Annotated in this window: 18 protein-coding genes; 15 read left to right on the forward strand and 3 right to left on the reverse strand. The window is 64.5% G+C overall.

Translation table 11 applies throughout. The annotated features are described in order from the left end of the window. Nucleotides 1-28 precede the first annotated feature (28 nt). Genes HV753_RS05555 through HV753_RS05565 form a run of 3 tightly spaced genes read left to right on the forward strand, consistent with a single transcriptional unit; the run spans nt 29 to nt 3,398 of the window. Complete coding sequence (locus HV753_RS05555; RefSeq protein WP_175173390.1) at nt 29-1,000, forward strand: Bug family tripartite tricarboxylate transporter substrate binding protein; 972 nt, start codon at nt 29-31, stop codon at nt 998-1,000. After that, a complete protein-coding gene (locus HV753_RS05560; RefSeq protein ID WP_175173391.1) occupies nt 997-2,232 on the forward strand; it encodes a CaiB/BaiF CoA transferase family protein in 1,236 nt (411 codons plus the stop codon). The genes HV753_RS05555 and HV753_RS05560 overlap by 4 nt, the downstream gene beginning before the upstream one ends. Beyond that, nucleotides 2,232-3,398: an acyl-CoA dehydrogenase family protein gene (locus HV753_RS05565; RefSeq protein WP_175173392.1), complete on the forward strand. Its 1,167-nt coding sequence runs from the start codon at nt 2,232-2,234 to the stop codon at nt 3,396-3,398. Before HV753_RS05560 ends, HV753_RS05565 begins: the two co-directional genes overlap by 1 nt. A 39-nt stretch (nt 3,399-3,437) precedes the next feature. On the opposite strand, the gene HV753_RS05570 is transcribed toward HV753_RS05565, so the two are convergent. After that, nucleotides 3,438-4,175 carry an IclR family transcriptional regulator gene (locus tag HV753_RS05570; protein ID WP_175173393.1) on the reverse strand — a complete coding sequence of 246 codons (738 nt, stop codon included), beginning with the start codon at nt 4,173-4,175 and terminating at the stop codon, nt 3,438-3,440. Between the two features lie 142 nt (nt 4,176-4,317). On the opposite strand from HV753_RS05570, the gene HV753_RS05575 reads away from it, so the two are divergent. From HV753_RS05575 to HV753_RS05605, 7 genes are all read left to right on the forward strand, one after another. After that, nucleotides 4,318-4,695: a flagellar protein FlaG gene (locus HV753_RS05575; RefSeq protein ID WP_175173394.1), complete on the forward strand. Its 378-nt coding sequence runs from the start codon at nt 4,318-4,320 to the stop codon at nt 4,693-4,695. Between the two features lie 144 nt (nt 4,696-4,839). Further along, nucleotides 4,840-6,222, forward strand: coding sequence for a flagellar filament capping protein FliD (fliD, locus tag HV753_RS05580; protein ID WP_175173395.1), 1,383 nt, complete (start codon nt 4,840-4,842; stop codon nt 6,220-6,222). 18 nt (nt 6,223-6,240) lie between these two features. Further along, nucleotides 6,241-6,669, forward strand: a complete 429-nt coding sequence (gene fliS / locus HV753_RS05585; protein ID WP_175173396.1) for a flagellar export chaperone FliS — start codon at nt 6,241-6,243, stop codon at nt 6,667-6,669. Nucleotides 6,670-6,718: 49 nt separating this feature from the next. Next, nucleotides 6,719-7,072, forward strand: a complete 354-nt coding sequence (locus tag HV753_RS05590; RefSeq protein WP_175173397.1) for a flagellar protein FliT — start codon at nt 6,719-6,721, stop codon at nt 7,070-7,072. Next, nucleotides 7,069-8,376, forward strand: coding sequence for a flagellar hook-length control protein FliK (fliK, locus tag HV753_RS05595; RefSeq protein WP_175173398.1), 1,308 nt, complete (start codon nt 7,069-7,071; stop codon nt 8,374-8,376). Before HV753_RS05590 ends, fliK begins: the two co-directional genes overlap by 4 nt. Further along, complete coding sequence (locus HV753_RS05600; protein WP_175173399.1) at nt 8,376-8,693, forward strand: EscU/YscU/HrcU family type III secretion system export apparatus switch protein; 318 nt, start codon at nt 8,376-8,378, stop codon at nt 8,691-8,693. Before fliK ends, HV753_RS05600 begins: the two co-directional genes overlap by 1 nt. Before the next feature lie 27 nt (nt 8,694-8,720). Then, a complete protein-coding gene (locus HV753_RS05605; RefSeq protein WP_175173693.1) occupies nt 8,721-9,521 on the forward strand; it encodes a flagellar brake protein in 801 nt (266 codons plus the stop codon). Nucleotides 9,522-9,570: 49 nt separating this feature from the next. Here HV753_RS05605 and fliE read toward each other — a convergent pair whose 3' ends face one another. Together fliE and HV753_RS05615 are read right to left on the reverse strand one after the other, a co-directional pair. Next, the gene (gene fliE / locus HV753_RS05610; RefSeq protein WP_175173400.1) at nt 9,571-9,903 is read right to left on the reverse strand and encodes a flagellar hook-basal body complex protein FliE; all 333 of its coding nucleotides are present in this window, start codon (nt 9,901-9,903) and stop codon (nt 9,571-9,573) included. 67 nt (nt 9,904-9,970) lie between these two features. Further along, nucleotides 9,971-10,168, reverse strand: a complete 198-nt coding sequence (locus tag HV753_RS05615; protein WP_175173401.1) for a hypothetical protein — start codon at nt 10,166-10,168, stop codon at nt 9,971-9,973. 66 nt (nt 10,169-10,234) lie between these two features. Here HV753_RS05615 and fliF point away from each other — a divergent pair, with 66 nt between their 5' ends. The 5 genes from fliF to fliJ are packed head-to-tail and all read left to right on the forward strand — an operon-like array spanning nt 10,235 to nt 15,594. Beyond that, nucleotides 10,235-11,902, forward strand: coding sequence for a flagellar basal-body MS-ring/collar protein FliF (gene fliF, locus HV753_RS05620; protein WP_175173402.1), 1,668 nt, complete (start codon nt 10,235-10,237; stop codon nt 11,900-11,902). Further along, nucleotides 11,892-12,902, forward strand: coding sequence for a flagellar motor switch protein FliG (gene fliG, locus HV753_RS05625; protein ID WP_088588349.1), 1,011 nt, complete (start codon nt 11,892-11,894; stop codon nt 12,900-12,902). Before fliF ends, fliG begins: the two co-directional genes overlap by 11 nt. Beyond that, on the forward strand, nt 12,895-13,638 hold the full coding sequence (fliH, locus tag HV753_RS05630) for a flagellar assembly protein FliH (RefSeq protein ID WP_175173403.1): 744 nt from the start codon (nt 12,895-12,897) through the stop codon (nt 13,636-13,638). Before fliG ends, fliH begins: the two co-directional genes overlap by 8 nt. A 23-nt stretch (nt 13,639-13,661) precedes the next feature. After that, nucleotides 13,662-15,152: a flagellar protein export ATPase FliI gene (fliI, locus tag HV753_RS05635; RefSeq protein ID WP_175173694.1), complete on the forward strand. Its 1,491-nt coding sequence runs from the start codon at nt 13,662-13,664 to the stop codon at nt 15,150-15,152. After that, nucleotides 15,145-15,594, forward strand: coding sequence for a flagellar export protein FliJ (gene fliJ / locus HV753_RS05640; RefSeq protein WP_175173404.1), 450 nt, complete (start codon nt 15,145-15,147; stop codon nt 15,592-15,594). The genes fliI and fliJ overlap by 8 nt, the downstream gene beginning before the upstream one ends. Nucleotides 15,595-15,606 lie beyond the last annotated feature (12 nt).

Raw genomic sequence — 15,606 nt, forward strand, 5'->3', positions numbered from 1 at the left:
CCTGCCCTACAAAAACTGGAGACAACCCATGCGAAACCTAAGCCTGCTGGGCGCCGCGCTGATCAGCGGCGCGGCCTTGATGGCGGCCCCGGCCGCACACGCCGCCGACTATCCCAATAAGCCGATCACGCTGATCGTGCCCTTCCCCGCCGGTTCCGGCACCGACGCGGTTGGCCGGATCTTCGGGTCCGAGCTGTCCGCCATCCTGGGCCAGCAGATCGTCGTCGAAAACAAGCCCGGCGCCAACGCCACCATCGCGGCCAGCTACGTCGCGCGGGCCAAACCGGATGGATACACCCTGTTCGTCACGACCAATACGTCCCATTCGGCCGCACCGTGGCTGATGAAGAACGTGCCCTACGATCCCGTCAAGGATTTCACCCCGATCGCACGGGGTGGCAATCTGCCCTTCATCCTGGTGGTGAACCCGAAGCGCCCCTGGAAGAACGTCGGCGAACTGGTGGCCGACGCCCGCAAGAACCCGGGCCGCATTACCTATGCCAGCGGCAATAGCACCGGCATCGTCGCGGGCGCCACGTTGGCCGACCGTGCCAAGATCGACATCCTGCACGTGCCCTACAAAGGAACACCGCAAGGTTTGACGGACGTGGTGGGCGGACAGGTGGACTTCATGTTCACGGATCTGGCCTCTGGCCTGCCGTTCGTGCAGTCGGGCCAATTGCGCGCGCTGGCCGTGTCCACCGCCGAACGCAGCTCCATCGTGCCCGACCTGCCATCCATGGCCGAAGCGGGTGTGCAGGACTTCGACCTGAACTCCTGGAACGGCTACTTCGGCCCCGCCGGGCTGCCGCCCGAAGTCGTGGCCAAATTGAACGCCGCGATCAACCAGGTGGTGGCCAAGCCCGAAGTGAAGAAGCGCCTGGCAGGCCTGGGCTTTGACGCCTTTTCCAGCACGCCCGAGGCGTTCGCCCAATTCGTCAGCGAACAACGCGACCTGTGGGGCAAGCTGATCCGTGATGCAGGCATCGAGCAACAATGACGCAGCAGACCGCTTCTGAAGCCATGCCCACGGCGGGCCCGTTGACCGGCGTGCGCATCCTGGACCTGAGTTCGGTCGTGATGGGCCCCTACGCCACCCAGATTCTGGCGGATCTGGGTGCCGACGTGATCAAGGTGGAATCGCCAGCCGGTGACAACATGCGGGCCGTTGGCCCCATGCGCAACCCCGGCATGGGCCACCTGTACCTGCACCTGAACCGCAACAAGCGGTCCATCGTGCTGGATCTGAAAACACCCGAGGGCCTGGACGCCTGCCTGCAACTGGCCGAAAGCTGCGACGCCCTGCTCTACAACATCCGGCCGCAGGCGATGGCCCGCTTGGGCCTGTCGTACGAAACGGTGGCCGCGCGCAATCCACGCATCGTCTATCTGGGCGCCTACGGTTTTGGCGAAGCCGGCCCGTATGCAGGCCGGCCGGCCTACGATGATCTGATCCAGGGCCAGACCGGCATCGCTGCCCTCTCGGCCCAGCAAAGCGGCGACGTGCCGCGCTACGCGCCATTGACGCTGGCGGATCGGGCAGTTGGGCTGCATGTGGGCATTGCCCTGGTGTCGGCGGTGCTGCACGCGAAGGCCTCCGGGCACGGCCAGCAGGTTGAGATCCCCATGTTTGAAGGCATGGCGCATCTGGTGCTGGGCGACCACCTGGGTGGCGCCACTTTCGAGCCCCCGCTGGGCCCAACCGGCTATGCGCGCCTGCTGGCGCCGCACCGTCGGCCTTACGCGACGGCCGATGGCTTTATCTGCCTGCTGATCTACAACGACAAACACTGGCGCAATTTCTTCGGCCTGATCGGCCGGCCGGAATTGGAACGGGACCCTCGCTTCTGCACGCATGGGGCGCGAGCCGCGCACATCAGCGAGGTCTACGCCTTTGTCGCGGAGGTGATCAGCACGCGCACCAGCCAGGAATGGCTGGACGATCTGGCGCGTGCGGACATCCCCGCTTCGCAGTTGTACACGGTGGACGGCCTGCTGCAAGACGAGCACCTGGCGGCCACCGGCTTCATCCGCGAAATGGACCACCCCTCCGAGGGCCGGATACGCACCACCGCCCCGCTGGGCCAATACCAAGGCACGCCGACATCCCTGCGCCGGCCCGCCCCCAAGCTGGGGCAGCACAGCCGCGAGGTGCTGGCTGAAGCCGGCTATGACGCCGCCCGGATCGACGCTCTGGTCGCCCGTGGCATTACCCAAGATGGAAACGACTGATGGACTTTGCCTTCACCCCCGAGCAATTGGCGCTGCGCGACGCCGTTTCGCGCATCTGCGACCGCTACCCCGACGAATACTGGCTGGAACGCGACCGCGAAGGCGGCTTCCCCGAGCCGCTGCATGCTGACCTGGCACGCGACGGCTGGCTGGGCATCGCCATGCCGCAGGAATACGGCGGCGCTGGCCTGGGGATGACCGAGGCCGCGCTGATGATGCAGACCATCGCCGCCTCCGGCGCGGGCTTCACCGGCGCGTCGGCCGTTCATATGAATATCTTCGGCCTGAACCCCGTCGTGGTGTTCGGCAGCGACGAACAGCGCGCACGCTGGCTGGAACCGCTGATCGCCGGCCGCGAGAAGGCCTGCTTTGCCGTGACCGAACCCGACGCCGGACTCGACACCACCAAGCTGTCCACGCGCGCCGTGCGCCAAGGCGACGAGTACGTGGTGCATGGCCGCAAGATCTGGATTTCAACGGCGCAGGTGGCCAACAAGATGCTGCTGCTGGCGCGAACCACCCCGCTGTCCGAGGTGGACAAGCCCACGCAAGGGCTGTCGCTGTTCTACACGGATCTGGACCGCGAGAAGATCGAGGTGCGGGAAATCGAGAAAATGGGCCGCAAGGCCGTGGACTCGAACATGCTGTTCATCGATGGCTTGCGCATTCCAGTCGCCGACCGCATCGGCGAGGAAGGCCGCGGCTTTGAATACATCCTGCATGGCTTGAACCCGGAACGCATTTTGATCGCCGCGGAAGCGGTGGGCATTGGCCGCGCCGCGTTGGACCGGGCCGTGAAGTACGCAGGCGAACGCACGGTGTTTGGTCGCCCCATCGGGCAGAACCAAGGCATCCAACATCCATTGGCCCAGGCCTGGATGCAGCTGGAAGCGGCGGACTTGATGGTATTCAAAGCGGCCAGCCTGTACGACGCCGGCCTGCCTTGCGGCCCCTACGCCAATACCGCCAAGTACTTGGCGGCAGAAGCCGGCTACAACGCCTGCCAGACTGCCGTGATGACGCTGGGCGGCATGGGTTACGCGAAGGAATACCATGTTGAACGGTTGCTGCGCGAGAGCTTCATCCCCCGCATCGCGCCGGTCAGCCCGCAGTTGATCATGTGCTTCATCGCGGAAAAGGTGCTGGGCCTGCCGAAGTCGTACTGACGCCAGCGGCAGTGCGGCGGCGGCGGGCGCCGCCGCCCTTCAGGCCTGCTGTTCCAGCGCGGTGCATGCCGCGCGCAGGATGCGCGCATAGGCTTCCTGCTGCGGCTCGATCCTGTAGATCGGGCCGCCCACCGAAATCGCATAGCGCTCGCCCGACAAGGTGACGGGCCACGCAATGGCGCCCACATCGGCGATGGATTCCCCGCTATTCATGAACCAGCCCCGCTGCCGGGACAGCTGGATATCGTCTTGCAATGCCTGGGGCGTCACGAGCGTGCGCTCGTTGTAGCGGGTCATCGCCATGCCCGACAGCATCGCGTCGCGGGCGGAATCGTCCATCAGCGACATCAAGGCCTTTCCCAGCGAATTGGCATGAACGTCTTTGAATTCGCCGGCAACGGGTGCGTATCGGATGGTATGTGGTGAATCCAGCACGTCCAGATAGACCACCCGCGCATCTTGGGTCAGCTTCGCGAAAACAACGGTTTCGCGAGTTGCGTCCCTTAATTCAACCAGGCTTGGATAAACCCGATCCAGAACGGGGTCGGCTCGCGCGATGCGCTGAGCCATGGCCAACAGGCGGCCCGTCGGGTAGTAGCCCTGGCGCCGGCCCGTTTCGTAGAGGTAACCCAGGCCCGTCAGGGTGCGGATCAGGGCCAGGCAGCTGGAAACCGGAACATCCAGCAAGCGTGCCAATTCCGACAAGGGAAGCGCGCGTTTTTCGCGGGCAAAGGTTTCGATGATTTCGATGACTCGCAGCGCCGTCTTGACACTCATTGCCCGATCCGAACTATTTAGCACGTGAAACATCTGCCGGGCCGGGGGCTAAAGTTCCCTGCGGGCATGCCGTTATGGTAGCTGAGAATTCCCTGAAAACAGCGCGTTCCTCCGAGACGCCCACATCGCCGTTGGAGTGATCATGGCCGTAACCCCCTTAGCACCCGCTACGTTCGCGCCCGCCGCGCTTGCGCCGGCGCACGCCGTGGCCGAACCGGCCGTGAGCGTCACGCCCGCTGCGGCGGCGACAAACAGCGGAGCCTCCGACAGCGCCACGTCGGACCAATCAGACTCACAGAAGCTGCCTTTGGACAAGGCGCTGGACGAAATCAACGACCAGATGAAGGCCTGGTCCACACAGCTCCAGTTTGAGATAGACCCCAACGTGCATCAGGTTGTGGTGTCGGTCGTGGACGCGGAAACGGGTGACGTGATTCGCACCATCCCGAGCGAAACCGTCCTGAAAATCGCCAAAATGATTGTGAACATGCAAGGCAATGGCATCAAAACAACAGCCTGATTCGGACTTTAAAACGGCGTTTATCGCCTGTTTTGGCGCCAATCCGTGAGAGAAGCACCGAATTAGGCCCGCCTTATGCCCTTACCCGGCCAATCGCCGGCACCGTATTTTTGACAGAATCGCTTCGCAAGAAAGGAATTTCACATGGCCACCATCACCAACCTCGGTTCGACTTCCGGTTTGCCCCTGGAGAAGATCCTGACGGATCTTCAAGCAGCTGAGGACAAGCGGCTGAGCCTTTATTCGGTTCGCCAAGCCAGCTATGAAGCTCGCGTCAGCGCATTCGGCCAGGTGCAAAGCGCCGTCGAGGCCGTGCAAAAGGCTGCCGAATTGCTGGGCAAGTCGTCGACGATGGATGCCGTCAAGGCCACCGTGTCGGGCGACGGCCTGTACGCGACCGTCGGTGCCGATGGCGCCACGAAGGGTGAGTACGCGATCACCGTGAAAAACCTGGCCGCTGCCCAGACGTTGCAGTCCGGCGTGGTTGCCGACCGCAAGACGTCCAACGGCGCATCCGGTTCGTTCGAGATCGAACTGGCCAATGGCGACAAGCACACCGTCAACCTGGACGACACGTCGCTCAATGGCATCGCAAAAGCCATCAATGCGGATGACAAGGCGGGCGTGCGCGCCACCATCATCACGAACGGCGATGGCGAAAGCTATCTGATGCTGAGCGCCAGGGACACGGGCGAAAAGGCGGCGGTGAAAAGCATCACCGTCACCGGCACGCCCGAGCTCAAGAACATTCTGAACTACAACACCGATCCCGCCGACACCAGCCCCAAGCTCACGCAGCAAACCGCGGCCGCTGATGCTGAAATCGAGATCAACGGGATTACGGTCAAGAGTGGCAGCAACGCCATTTCGACCGCGATTGACGGCGTGACGCTGAACCTGACGGCCAAGACGGAAGTCGGCAAGAGCATCACCCTGAAGCTGAACAGCGACACGTCCGTGGCAAGCAAGGCCGTGCAGGACTTCGTCGCCGCCTACAACGCACTGCAAAGCACGATCACCAAGCTGACGGCTTTCGACATCACCGCCGAAACCAATCAGGCGCTGACCGGCGACGGCACGACGCGCGGCATCCAGTCGTCGATGTCGAACGCCTTGCAGGTCTTCATGGGCCAAGGCACCGTGACGTCGATCGCGGATCTGGGCATTTCGAGCGATCCCAAGACTGGCCAGCTGAAGCTGGACCAGACCAAGCTGGACAAGGCACTGGCCGAGAACCCCGCTGACGTCAAACGCCTGATGACGTCGACGGATGGCCTGGCCGCTCAATTCGCCACCGCCACCGGCAACGTGCTGGGCGACAACGGTTCGATCAAGGCCAGCAAGGACGGCCTGACCAAATCGATCGCCGACGTGAAAGAACAGCTGGACCGCGCCACCACATCCAGCAACGCCCAGATGGCGTTGATGCGCACGCAGTTCGTCGCGCTGGACAAGTTCGTGGCGCAGCAGACTGTCACGGCCAACTACCTGACTCAACAGTTCGCGGCCCTGGCTAAATCCAAGTAATTTATAGAAGATGCATTAATGACTTACGCCGCCCGCCGCCCCACTGGCTCTCATTCTGTCCGATCCTACGCCGATATCGGCCTGGAGACGCAGATCTTGGGCGCCAGCCCGGAACGGCTGATCTCCTTGCTGTACCTCGGTGCCCGGGCAGCGATCGGGCAAGCCCGCATCCATATGCAGGAAGCCAGGGTGACGGAGCGCGGCGCGGCCATCTCGAAGGCGATCAAGATCGTCGACGAAGGCCTGAAGACCGGACTGAACATGGAGGCAGGCGGGGAAATCGCCGCGAATCTCGCCCGCCTCTATGACTACATCGTCCGCACGCTTTTGATGGCGAATCTCAAGGCAGACCCCGAGCAGCTTGAAATCGCTGACCGCCTGTTGGCGGATCTGGCTGAGGCTTGGCAAACTTCCATCGACCGCCCCATCGGCGGCACACAGCCTTGATGGCATGGCGCAAACGAACCCAGCCCGCCAGCAAACGCCCGAGATTTCCATGACGTCCCTTACCCAGCCCACCACTCCGATCCTGGAACGCTACCAGGAAATCGCCATCATCACGGGCGAAATGCTTGCGGCCGCCCAGGCGGGCGACTGGGATAGCGCGATGGTTCATGGGCAGCAATATTGCGAACAAGTCGAACGGCTGCGCGTGACCGAACGCACCATCCCCCTGGATGACGCCGCGCGCGCCATGAAGTACGACTTGCTCGTGCGCATCCTGGAAAACGACGCACTGACGCGGGATCTGGCCTTGCCGCAGCTGGCTCGGCTGGGGGAGCTGCTGGGACGCATGAAGCGCCAGCAAACCCTGCTGTCCGCCTACGGCAACCGGGCGCCTGAAGAATGAGCGTAGGTCCCGCCGCACTCGGCAACGTCCTGGTGCAGCGGTTGGACGCCGTGCTTGGCACGACGATGTCCGCCGCCAACGCCAACCAAGTCTCTGGCGCACGGCCAGACGCGGTCAGTCAGCCCGGTGGCCTGGAAAAGCCCGGGTCATCCGACGGCTCCACCCGCGATCCCCGGCAAGGCATACAGACTGGCGGCGCCCGAGGCGACCGCCAGAATACCGTTGTCGACGCCAAGACGGCCGCGGCCCTTGCATTGGCCGCGCGCGGACTCGTCACCAGCAGCGACACGACGGCATCCGCTCCGACCACGCTAGGCACGACGGCCCGGACGATTCTTGCGCTGCTGGCCCAGTACCCCGAGGCCGCCCCTGCCGTGCAGGGACGCGCACCGATATGGAATGCCAATGCAGGCCAAGGCCAGGCTGCGGGCCAGACATCGGGCCAGCCCCCGACCGCCGCCCCGCCCGCGCCAGGTGCGGGACAAGCTCCCGCGCAGCCGCCCGCAACGCCGACCGCCACCTTGCCCGCCACGCCGGCCGCGCTTACCGCCGGCGCGGACGCCGCGGCAGCCGCCAAGCTTGCCCGGCCAGCTGGCCAAGCCGATGCCGCCACCCACGCATCGCTGGCCGCGAGCGGCCCATCCGCCCGCTTGCTGGGCCAGGCGCTGCGTCAAGCCTTGCAAACCAGTGGCCTGTTCTATGAATCACATCTGACCGACATGGTGTTCGGCCGGACCAATCCCTCGTCGCTGCAAAATGAACCGCAAGCCAAGCTGAGCAAGGACGCCGCGTCGCAGAACGCAACTGCCACGCGCGGCCGGGGCGATGCGCCCACGACGGGACGGGCCGGGGCAAGCGCCGACGCGCCCGCAGGCAGTGGCTCCCCGGCCACGTCGGCACCGGGCACCCCGGTGGCAGGCATCCATCAGGACTTGACCGTGCTGGTGCGCCAGCAATTGGAAGTGCTGGCCAATCAGTCACTGACCTGGCAAGGCGAAGCCTGGCCCGGCACGCCGATGGAATGGGAAGTGGAACGCGACCCCTACGGTGGCGATCCCGAGTCGGCGACGTCCACCTGGGCCACGCGCCTGAAGCTGGACCTACCGCGACTTGGCCTGGTGGACGCCCGGCTGAACCTGGCCGGCGACCAGATCGTCCTGCAACTGGTCGCGCCGCTTGCCGCCGCCGAAATCAATGATTCGTCCGACCAGTTGCGCTCGCGCCTGCTGGCTGCGGGCCTGACCCTGAGCAATCTGGCGGTCAGCGTGACGGACCCGCGCCCCGCCCTCCCGACCGACTACTGATGAGCATCATCCCCTATACCGAGGACAATGGCCCCAACGCCAACCGCAACGCGGCGGTCGCCATTTCCTATGACGACAAGGATGGCGCCCCGCGCGTCGTCGCCAAAGGCTACGGCCAGTTGGCCGACACCATCGTCCGCGCTGCCGAAGAGAACGGTTTGTACGTGCACGAGTCCCGTGAATTGGTGGGTTTGCTCATGCAAGTGGACCTGGACGCACATATTCCACCCCAACTGTACGTAGCGGTGGCAGAATTGCTGGCCTGGCTCTACCGCCTGGAATCGCGCGAGCTTCCCGATGCCGCCCCCCCCGCCTGATCTCACTCTCTAAGGACCACCATCGTGTTGGATGCCAGCGACCCGGAATTCCTGCTTACCCGGCCGGAAGACATGCGCTCAGCCTTGTTTGAACTGACGCACCCCGACAGCCACATCCTCGTGCGCGATGCCGCGGATCGTGAAATGGCCGTGCTTGTCCTTGGCGCTGACAAACACACCCGCCAATTCTTCTGGCGGCCGCGCGACTACGCCGGCGCCGACTTTGAACAGTCGGACAGCATGGGCCTCTTAAGCGGCACCACCTTTCATTTCCACGCCACCGCCTACGGCGGCGTGCAGATCCGTTTTCGCGTGCAGCGCCCCGAAGTGATCCATTTCGACGATGGCAGCGCGGCACTGATGTCGCCCTTCCCTGATCGTCTGGCCCGGATCCAGCGGCGCAAGATGTTCCGCGCCTCGCTGGCCGGCAGCGCCAATCAGTGCCAGGCCAGTTGGCAGCCCGCACCGAAAGAGAAGCCCTACAGCTTCACGGTGCGTGATCTTTCGGTGGACGGCGTGGGCCTGCGGGTCGGACTGGCAGTGCCTGTCCTGCCGGAACGCGGGACCATAATGGAGGATGTGCAGCTGGACTTCGGCGAATTGGGCAAACTCAGCGCCAATCTGGAAGTCCGCAACGTCTACCCGATCTCGGGCCAACCGATGATCCAGCCCGGCACTCCGGAAGACGAAGTGCCCAGGCACGTGTCACTGACCGGCGAACCGCCAATGAGCCACGTCGGGGCTGTCTTTTTGAATCTGGATGCGCGCCAGGAAAACTGGCTGCAAAAAGTGGTGTGGCGCCTGGAGAAAGGCGCGCAACGCGACTGATGCCGCTCAGGGCCTTTCCATCGGAAAGGCCCTGTTTCCTTGCCTGGCCTCAAACGGCCATCGAGGAGATTTCCTTGTAGGCGGCAACCAGCTTGTTGCGCACCTGCACCGCCGTCTGAAAGCCAAGACTCGCTTTCTGCATGTCGATGATCACGTCGTTGAGCGAAATGTCGGGCGCTCCCATCTCAAAGGCCTTGGCCTGTGCGGACGACGCATTCTGAGCCGCCGTCACGCGGCGAATGGAGCGCTGCAATTCGGCGGCGAAACCGTCGGGCCGACCGACCATTTCCCCGGCGGCGAGATTGCCGGTTTCCGCCTTGCTCACGACGGTGCGCATCTGCTGGAGCATGCTTTCGATGCCGGACAAGCCTGATACAGCCATTACCTGATTCCTTGCTGGTGGGGCATGACGCCAATGTTGCACAGAGCGTAACGCTGATCGCGCGCTTTCATAGCCGATAAAAACCGCCAAAAACCCCGACATTTCGCGGAATGCCGCCCGTCGAGTGCAACGGCATGCCCGCCGTCGCCGCTTTGACGTCGACATAGAGGATAAGTAACGCCAAAAACCGGCTGTTTTCGGCGATTGGGATTGTCTTGCCAACGGCAATAATCCAGGCTCTCCCCAGACCAGAAGCACGTTGCATGTGTAATCTGCCCCACCCAGACATGAAGTCCTTTTCCCTGCTCCGCGTAGCCAGCGGGAGCCATCGATGAATCAGCAGGCCACTCTGAGCTCGTCGCTGCTGGCGAAGTTCCCCGTTCTGGAAAAGATCCGCGCGCTGCCCAAGCCGATCCTGCTTGGTGCGGCTGCCGCCGTCGTCGCGCTGATCGTCGCTGCCGTGATGTGGGGCAGCGAACCCAAGTACAAGGTGCTGTTCTCCAACATCGATGACCGCGACGGCGGGGCCATTGTGACGGCGCTGGGCACCATGAACGTGCCCTATCGTTACAACGAGACAGGCACTGCCCTGCTGGTTCCGGCCGACCGCGTGTACGACGCTCGGCTGCAACTGGCCTCGCAGGGCCTGCCGCGCGGCGGTTCCGTCGGTTTCGAGCTGATGGACAACGCCCGCTTCGGCGCCAGCCAATTCGCGGAACAGATCAACTACCAGCGCGGCCTGGAAGGCGAGCTGGCGCGTTCCATCGAAGCGATGCACACCGTGCAGCACGCTCGCGTTCACCTGGCCATGCCGCGCCAGTCGCTGTTCGTGCGCGAACGCCAGGCGCCCACCGCATCGGTGCTGTTGAATGTCTACCCTGGCCGCAGCCTGAGCGACGCCCAAGTGTCCGCCATTTCGTGGCTGGTGGCCTCCAGCGTGCCTGAGCTGACCGCCGAAAGCGTGTCGATCGTTGACCAGAACGGTCGCCTGCTGTCCGCGCCCCTGGGCGAAGGCCGCGGCATGGACGCTGACCAGATGCGCTTCGTGCGCGAAACGGAACAACGCACGGTCGAACGCATCTTGACCATCTTGAATCCGCTGGTCGGCCCGGGCAATGTCCACGCCCAGGCCAGCGCCGACGTGGACTTCGCCCGCCGCGAAGAAACTTCCGAGGTCTATCGCCCGAACCAGGAACCCGGCCAATCCGCCGTCCGCAGCCAACAAACCAGCGATTCCACCCAGCGTGGCGTCAACCCCGCCCAAGGCGTTCCTGGCGCGCTGTCGAATCAGGCCCCGCCCAACGCACAAGCTCCCCTCACGAATCCGCCGGCGCCGCAGCCGCCGCGTCCGGGCCAGCCGCAGCAGCCGGCCAATGCCCAGCAGCAACAGCAAACCGGCACGCAGACCGCCAACGTCAATCTGAACGAACGCCGCGACGCCACCACCAACTATGAAGTGGACCGCACCATCAGCCACATCAAACAGCCGGTGGGCAACCTGAAGCGCCTGTCGGTGGCCGTGGTCGTGAACTACGTCCGCGACAAGGACGGCGAGCCGCAAGCCCTGCCGCCCGAGGAATTGAACAAGCTCACGAATCTGGTTCGCGAAGCCATGGGCTATTCCGAAACGCGCGGAGACTCGCTGAATCTGGTGAACAGCCAGTTCAACGACGGCCCGCCGCCGGTGCCGATGTGGCGTGACCCCGAGATGATCGCCCTGTTCAAGACCATCCTGGCTTGGCTGGTGGGCCTGGTGGTTGCCTTGTGGCTGTATCGCAAGGTCCGCCGTTCGGTCACCGAGTACCTGTATCCGCCGGTTGATCCGGAAATGGCTGAGGCCGAGCGTATCGAAGCGGCCCGCGAGGCCCAGGACGCGGCCCGCAGCAAGGAAGTCAACCGTTACGAAGACAACCTGGAACGCGCCCGCACGATGGCCAACAAGGATCCGCGCGCCGTCGCGATGGTCTTGCGCACCTGGATGAGCAAAGATGAAAAATGATTCCACTCCGATGGACGGCATGACGCGCAGCGCCGTCCTGATGATGTCGCTGGGCGAGGACGCGGCAGCCGAGGTCTTCAAGTATCTCAGCGCCCGTGAAGTGCAGCAGGTTGGCGCAGCGATGGCCAGCCTGAAACAAGTCACCCGCAATGACGTTGCCGTGGTGCTGGAAGAATTCCGTCAGGAAGCCGACCAATTCATGGCCGTCACGCTGGGCTCGGACGACTACATCCGCAGCGTGCTGACCAAGGCATTGGGCAGCGACCGCGCGGCCGGCCTGATCGAGGACATCCTGGAAGCGGGCGATGGCGGCAGCGGCATCGACGCGCTGAACTGGCTGGACCCCAACACCGTGGCCGAGCTGATCGGCGACGAGCATCCGCAGATCATCGCGACGATCCTGGTTCACCTGGAGCGCGACCGCGCAGCGGGTGTGCTGGCCTTGCTGACGGATCGCCTGCGCAACGACGTCATGCTGCGTATCGCCACCTTCGGCGGCGTGCAGCCGGCGGCCTTGTCCGAACTGACCGAAGTGCTGAATTCCGTGCTGGCCGGCCAGGGCGCCAAGCGCAGCAAGATGGGCGGTGTGCGCACTGCGGCCGAGATCCTGAACATGATGAATTCCTCGGACGAGGAAACCGTCGTGGCCAGCCTGCGCGAGCGCGACAACGACCTGGCGCAGAAGATCATCGACGAGATGTTCGTCTTCGACAACCTGCTGGACGTCGAGGATCGCGCCATTCAGCTCATCCTCAAGGAAATCGACAACGACACGCTCATGGTTGCGCTCAAGGGCGCCCAGGAAGAGCTGCGCGCCAAGTTCCTGCGCAACATGTCCAGCCGTGCCGCCGAAATGCTGCGCGAGGACTTGGAAGCCCAGGGGCCGATCCGCATGTCGAAGGTCGAAGCCGAACAGAAGAAGATTCTGCAAATCGCCCGCCGTCTGGCCGAGAGCGGACAGATCGTGCTGGGCAATTCCGGAGACGACGCTTATGTCTGAAACGGACAACGGCGCGACGACGCTCATCTCGCGCAGCGCCGCCTGGCGGCGCTGGCAGATGCTGTCGTTCGACGAGCCGGCGCCCGTCGACATCGAGCCGGAACCCGAACCCGATCCCGGACCCGACCCCGCCGTGGTGATGGCGCAGTTGCGCGCACAAGCGGTCGCGGAAGGCCGCGAGGAAGGATACGCGCACGGCCAGGCGGCCGGCATGGAAGCCGGCCAGCAAACGGGCCACGATGCAGGTTTCGCTGTTGGCCGCGAAGCCGGCTATGCCGAAGGTCTTGCCCAAGCGCGCGAACAAGGCGCCGCGGAAGCGCAACGCCTGCACGCGCTGGTCGAGGCCTGCGCCACGTCGCTGGGTTCGCTGGAAGAGAAAATGGGCCAGAGCTTGTTGACGCTGGCCCTGGACATTGCGCAGCAGGTCGTCCGGACCACCTTGTCCGAGCAACCCGAGACCGTTGCGGCTGCGGTGCGCGACGTGTTGCACATCAATCCCACGACGGGCGGCCAGATGCGGTTGTGGGCCAACCCCGACGACATCGAACTGATTCGCCTGCACCTGGCGGACGAATTGAAAGAAGGCCACTGGCGCGTGCTGGCCGATGAATCCATCGCGCGTGGCGGTTGCCGCGCCGAAACGCCTTTTGGCGACATTGACGCCACCTTGCAGACCCGCTGGCGCCGTGTCGCGGCCTCGCTGGGCCGCAACGTGTCCTGGGAAGAACCCGCGTGAACGGCCACCCGGCTCCGGCTCCCGTGCAGCCCGGCCAAACGGTCGCGCCGGCAGTGCCTACGCCAGCCCCCGCCCCGGCCGTTCCGGTGCTGGACCGCTGGAAGACCCAGCTGGAGATCGGATCCATCCGCGCCGCGTCGACGGATCCGTGGCTGGTCAGCGGCAAGATCACCCGCGCGACCGGCCTGGTGCTGCATGCCACCGGGCTGCGCCTGCCGGTGGGCGCTGCCGCCCGCATCGAGATCGCGCGCGGCCACGACCATTGGGCCGATGCCGAAGTCGTGGGCTTTGACGGCCATACGCTGTACCTGATGCCGCAGGCCGACATTTCCGGCCTGCCGCCCGGCGCGCGCGTCGTGCCAGGCGAACCGCCCGTGCAGCGCCAGATTCCGTTGCCGCGCAAAGCCGAATTGAACGGCAACGCCAAGCCTCAGCTTGGCCGCCACCTGCCCGTGGGCAACGCCCTGCTGGGCCGCGTGCTGGACGGCGCCGGCCGTCCGCTGGATGGTCTGGGCCCGCTGACGGGCGCCGAACTGGCGCCCTTGTCCGCCCTGCCCATCAATCCCCTGTCACGCGCACCGATCGACACCGTGCTGGACACGGGCGTACGCGCCATCAACGGCCTGCTCACCGTCGGCCGCGGCCAGCGCATGGGTTTGTTCGCCGGGTCCGGCGTGGGTAAATCGGTGCTGTTGGGCATGATGGCCCGCTACACCAAGGCCGACGTGATTGTCGTGGGCCTGATTGGCGAGCGGGGCCGCGAAGTCAAGGAATTCATCGAGCACAACCTGGGCCCCGAAGGCCTGGCGCGCTCGGTCGTCGTGGCCGCGCCGGCCGACGTGTCGGCGCTGCTACGCCTGCAAGGCGCCGCCTACGCCACCCGTCTGGCCGAGCACTTCCGCGACCAGGGCCTGGACGTGCTGCTGATCATGGACTCGCTGACCCGCTATGCGATGGCACAACGGGAAGTCGCGCTGGCCATCGGTGAGCCGCCCGCCACCAAGGGCTACCCGCCGTCGGTGTTCGCCAAGCTGCCGATGCTGGTCGAGCGCGCCGGAATGGGTGCGCCTGGCCCGTCGGGCAAAGCCGGGTCCATCACGGCTTTCTACACCGTGCTGGCCGAAGGGGATGACCAGCAGGACCCGATCGCGGATTCCGCGCGCGCCATCCTGGACGGCCACGTGGTGCTGTCGCGCCATCTGGCTGAAGCCGGACACTACCCCGCCATCGACATCGAAGCGTCGATTTCGCGCGCGATGACCTCATTGATCACGCCGCAGCAGTTCGCCGTCGTGCGCCGCTTCAAACAGAACCTGTCGCGCTATCAACGCAACCGCGACCTGATCGCCGTCGGCGCCTACGCCGCCGGCAACGATCCGCAGCTGGATGAAGCCATCGCCCGCTATCCCCGTCTGGAGGCGTTCTTGCAGCAGGATATCGGCGAGAACATCGGCTATGACGATGCCGTCAACCAGTTGCGCGCCAGTTTCGAGTTAAGGGACACCTATGCCTAGCCAATTGCCCTTGGACATGCTGATCAACCTGGCCAAGGAAAGCACGGATGAAGCCGCACGCCTGCTTGGCCGGCTCAGTTCCGAACGCAGCAATGCCGAGCGCCAATTGGGCATGCTGAACGATTACCGCCAGGATTACCTGGAGCGCTTGCAACAGGCGATGACGACGGGGATGTCGGCCAGCGACTGCCACAACTACCAGCGCTTCATCGGCACCCTGGACGATGCGATCAGCCAACAGCAGGGCGTGCTGCGCCAAGCCGACGAAAACCTGGCCAAGGGTCGCCAGTACTGGCAGCAAGAAAAACGCAAGCTCAATTCCTACGATGCCCTGGCGCAACGCGAAATGCGCGCGCAAGCCGTCGTGGAATCCCGCCGCGAACAGCGCGCCAACGATGAATACTCCGCTCGCCTGGTTCAACGCCAGGCCGGCCTGCATTAAGCAATACCTCAC

The organism is Achromobacter pestifer (genome assembly GCF_902859625.1).
Lineage (GTDB): Bacteria > Pseudomonadota > Gammaproteobacteria > Burkholderiales > Burkholderiaceae_B > Achromobacter > Achromobacter pestifer.

What these genes read in the sequence shown, in the direction of transcription:
- HV753_RS05555 (WP_175173390.1), top strand. Translation starts at nt 29, where the DNA reads ATGCGAAACCTAAGCCTGCTGGGCGCCGCGCTGATCAGCGGCGCGGCC.
- HV753_RS05560 (WP_175173391.1), top strand. Translation starts at nt 997, where the DNA reads ATGACGCAGCAGACCGCTTCTGAAGCCATGCCCACGGCGGGCCCGTTG.
- HV753_RS05565 (WP_175173392.1), top strand. Translation starts at nt 2,232, where the DNA reads ATGGACTTTGCCTTCACCCCCGAGCAATTGGCGCTGCGCGACGCCGTT.
- HV753_RS05570 (WP_175173393.1), bottom strand. Translation starts at nt 4,175, where the DNA reads ATGAGTGTCAAGACGGCGCTGCGAGTCATCGAAATCATCGAAACCTTT.
- HV753_RS05575 (WP_175173394.1), top strand. Translation starts at nt 4,318, where the DNA reads ATGGCCGTAACCCCCTTAGCACCCGCTACGTTCGCGCCCGCCGCGCTT.
- fliD (WP_175173395.1), top strand. Translation starts at nt 4,840, where the DNA reads ATGGCCACCATCACCAACCTCGGTTCGACTTCCGGTTTGCCCCTGGAG.
- fliS (WP_175173396.1), top strand. Translation starts at nt 6,241, where the DNA reads ATGACTTACGCCGCCCGCCGCCCCACTGGCTCTCATTCTGTCCGATCC.
- HV753_RS05590 (WP_175173397.1), top strand. Translation starts at nt 6,719, where the DNA reads ATGACGTCCCTTACCCAGCCCACCACTCCGATCCTGGAACGCTACCAG.
- fliK (WP_175173398.1), top strand. Translation starts at nt 7,069, where the DNA reads ATGAGCGTAGGTCCCGCCGCACTCGGCAACGTCCTGGTGCAGCGGTTG.
- HV753_RS05600 (WP_175173399.1), top strand. Translation starts at nt 8,376, where the DNA reads ATGAGCATCATCCCCTATACCGAGGACAATGGCCCCAACGCCAACCGC.
- fliE (WP_175173400.1), bottom strand. Translation starts at nt 9,903, where the DNA reads ATGGCTGTATCAGGCTTGTCCGGCATCGAAAGCATGCTCCAGCAGATG.
- HV753_RS05615 (WP_175173401.1), bottom strand. Translation starts at nt 10,168, where the DNA reads ATGCAACGTGCTTCTGGTCTGGGGAGAGCCTGGATTATTGCCGTTGGC.
- fliF (WP_175173402.1), top strand. Translation starts at nt 10,235, where the DNA reads ATGAATCAGCAGGCCACTCTGAGCTCGTCGCTGCTGGCGAAGTTCCCC.
- fliG (WP_088588349.1), top strand. Translation starts at nt 11,892, where the DNA reads ATGAAAAATGATTCCACTCCGATGGACGGCATGACGCGCAGCGCCGTC.
- fliH (WP_175173403.1), top strand. Translation starts at nt 12,895, where the DNA reads ATGTCTGAAACGGACAACGGCGCGACGACGCTCATCTCGCGCAGCGCC.
- fliJ (WP_175173404.1), top strand. Translation starts at nt 15,145, where the DNA reads ATGCCTAGCCAATTGCCCTTGGACATGCTGATCAACCTGGCCAAGGAA.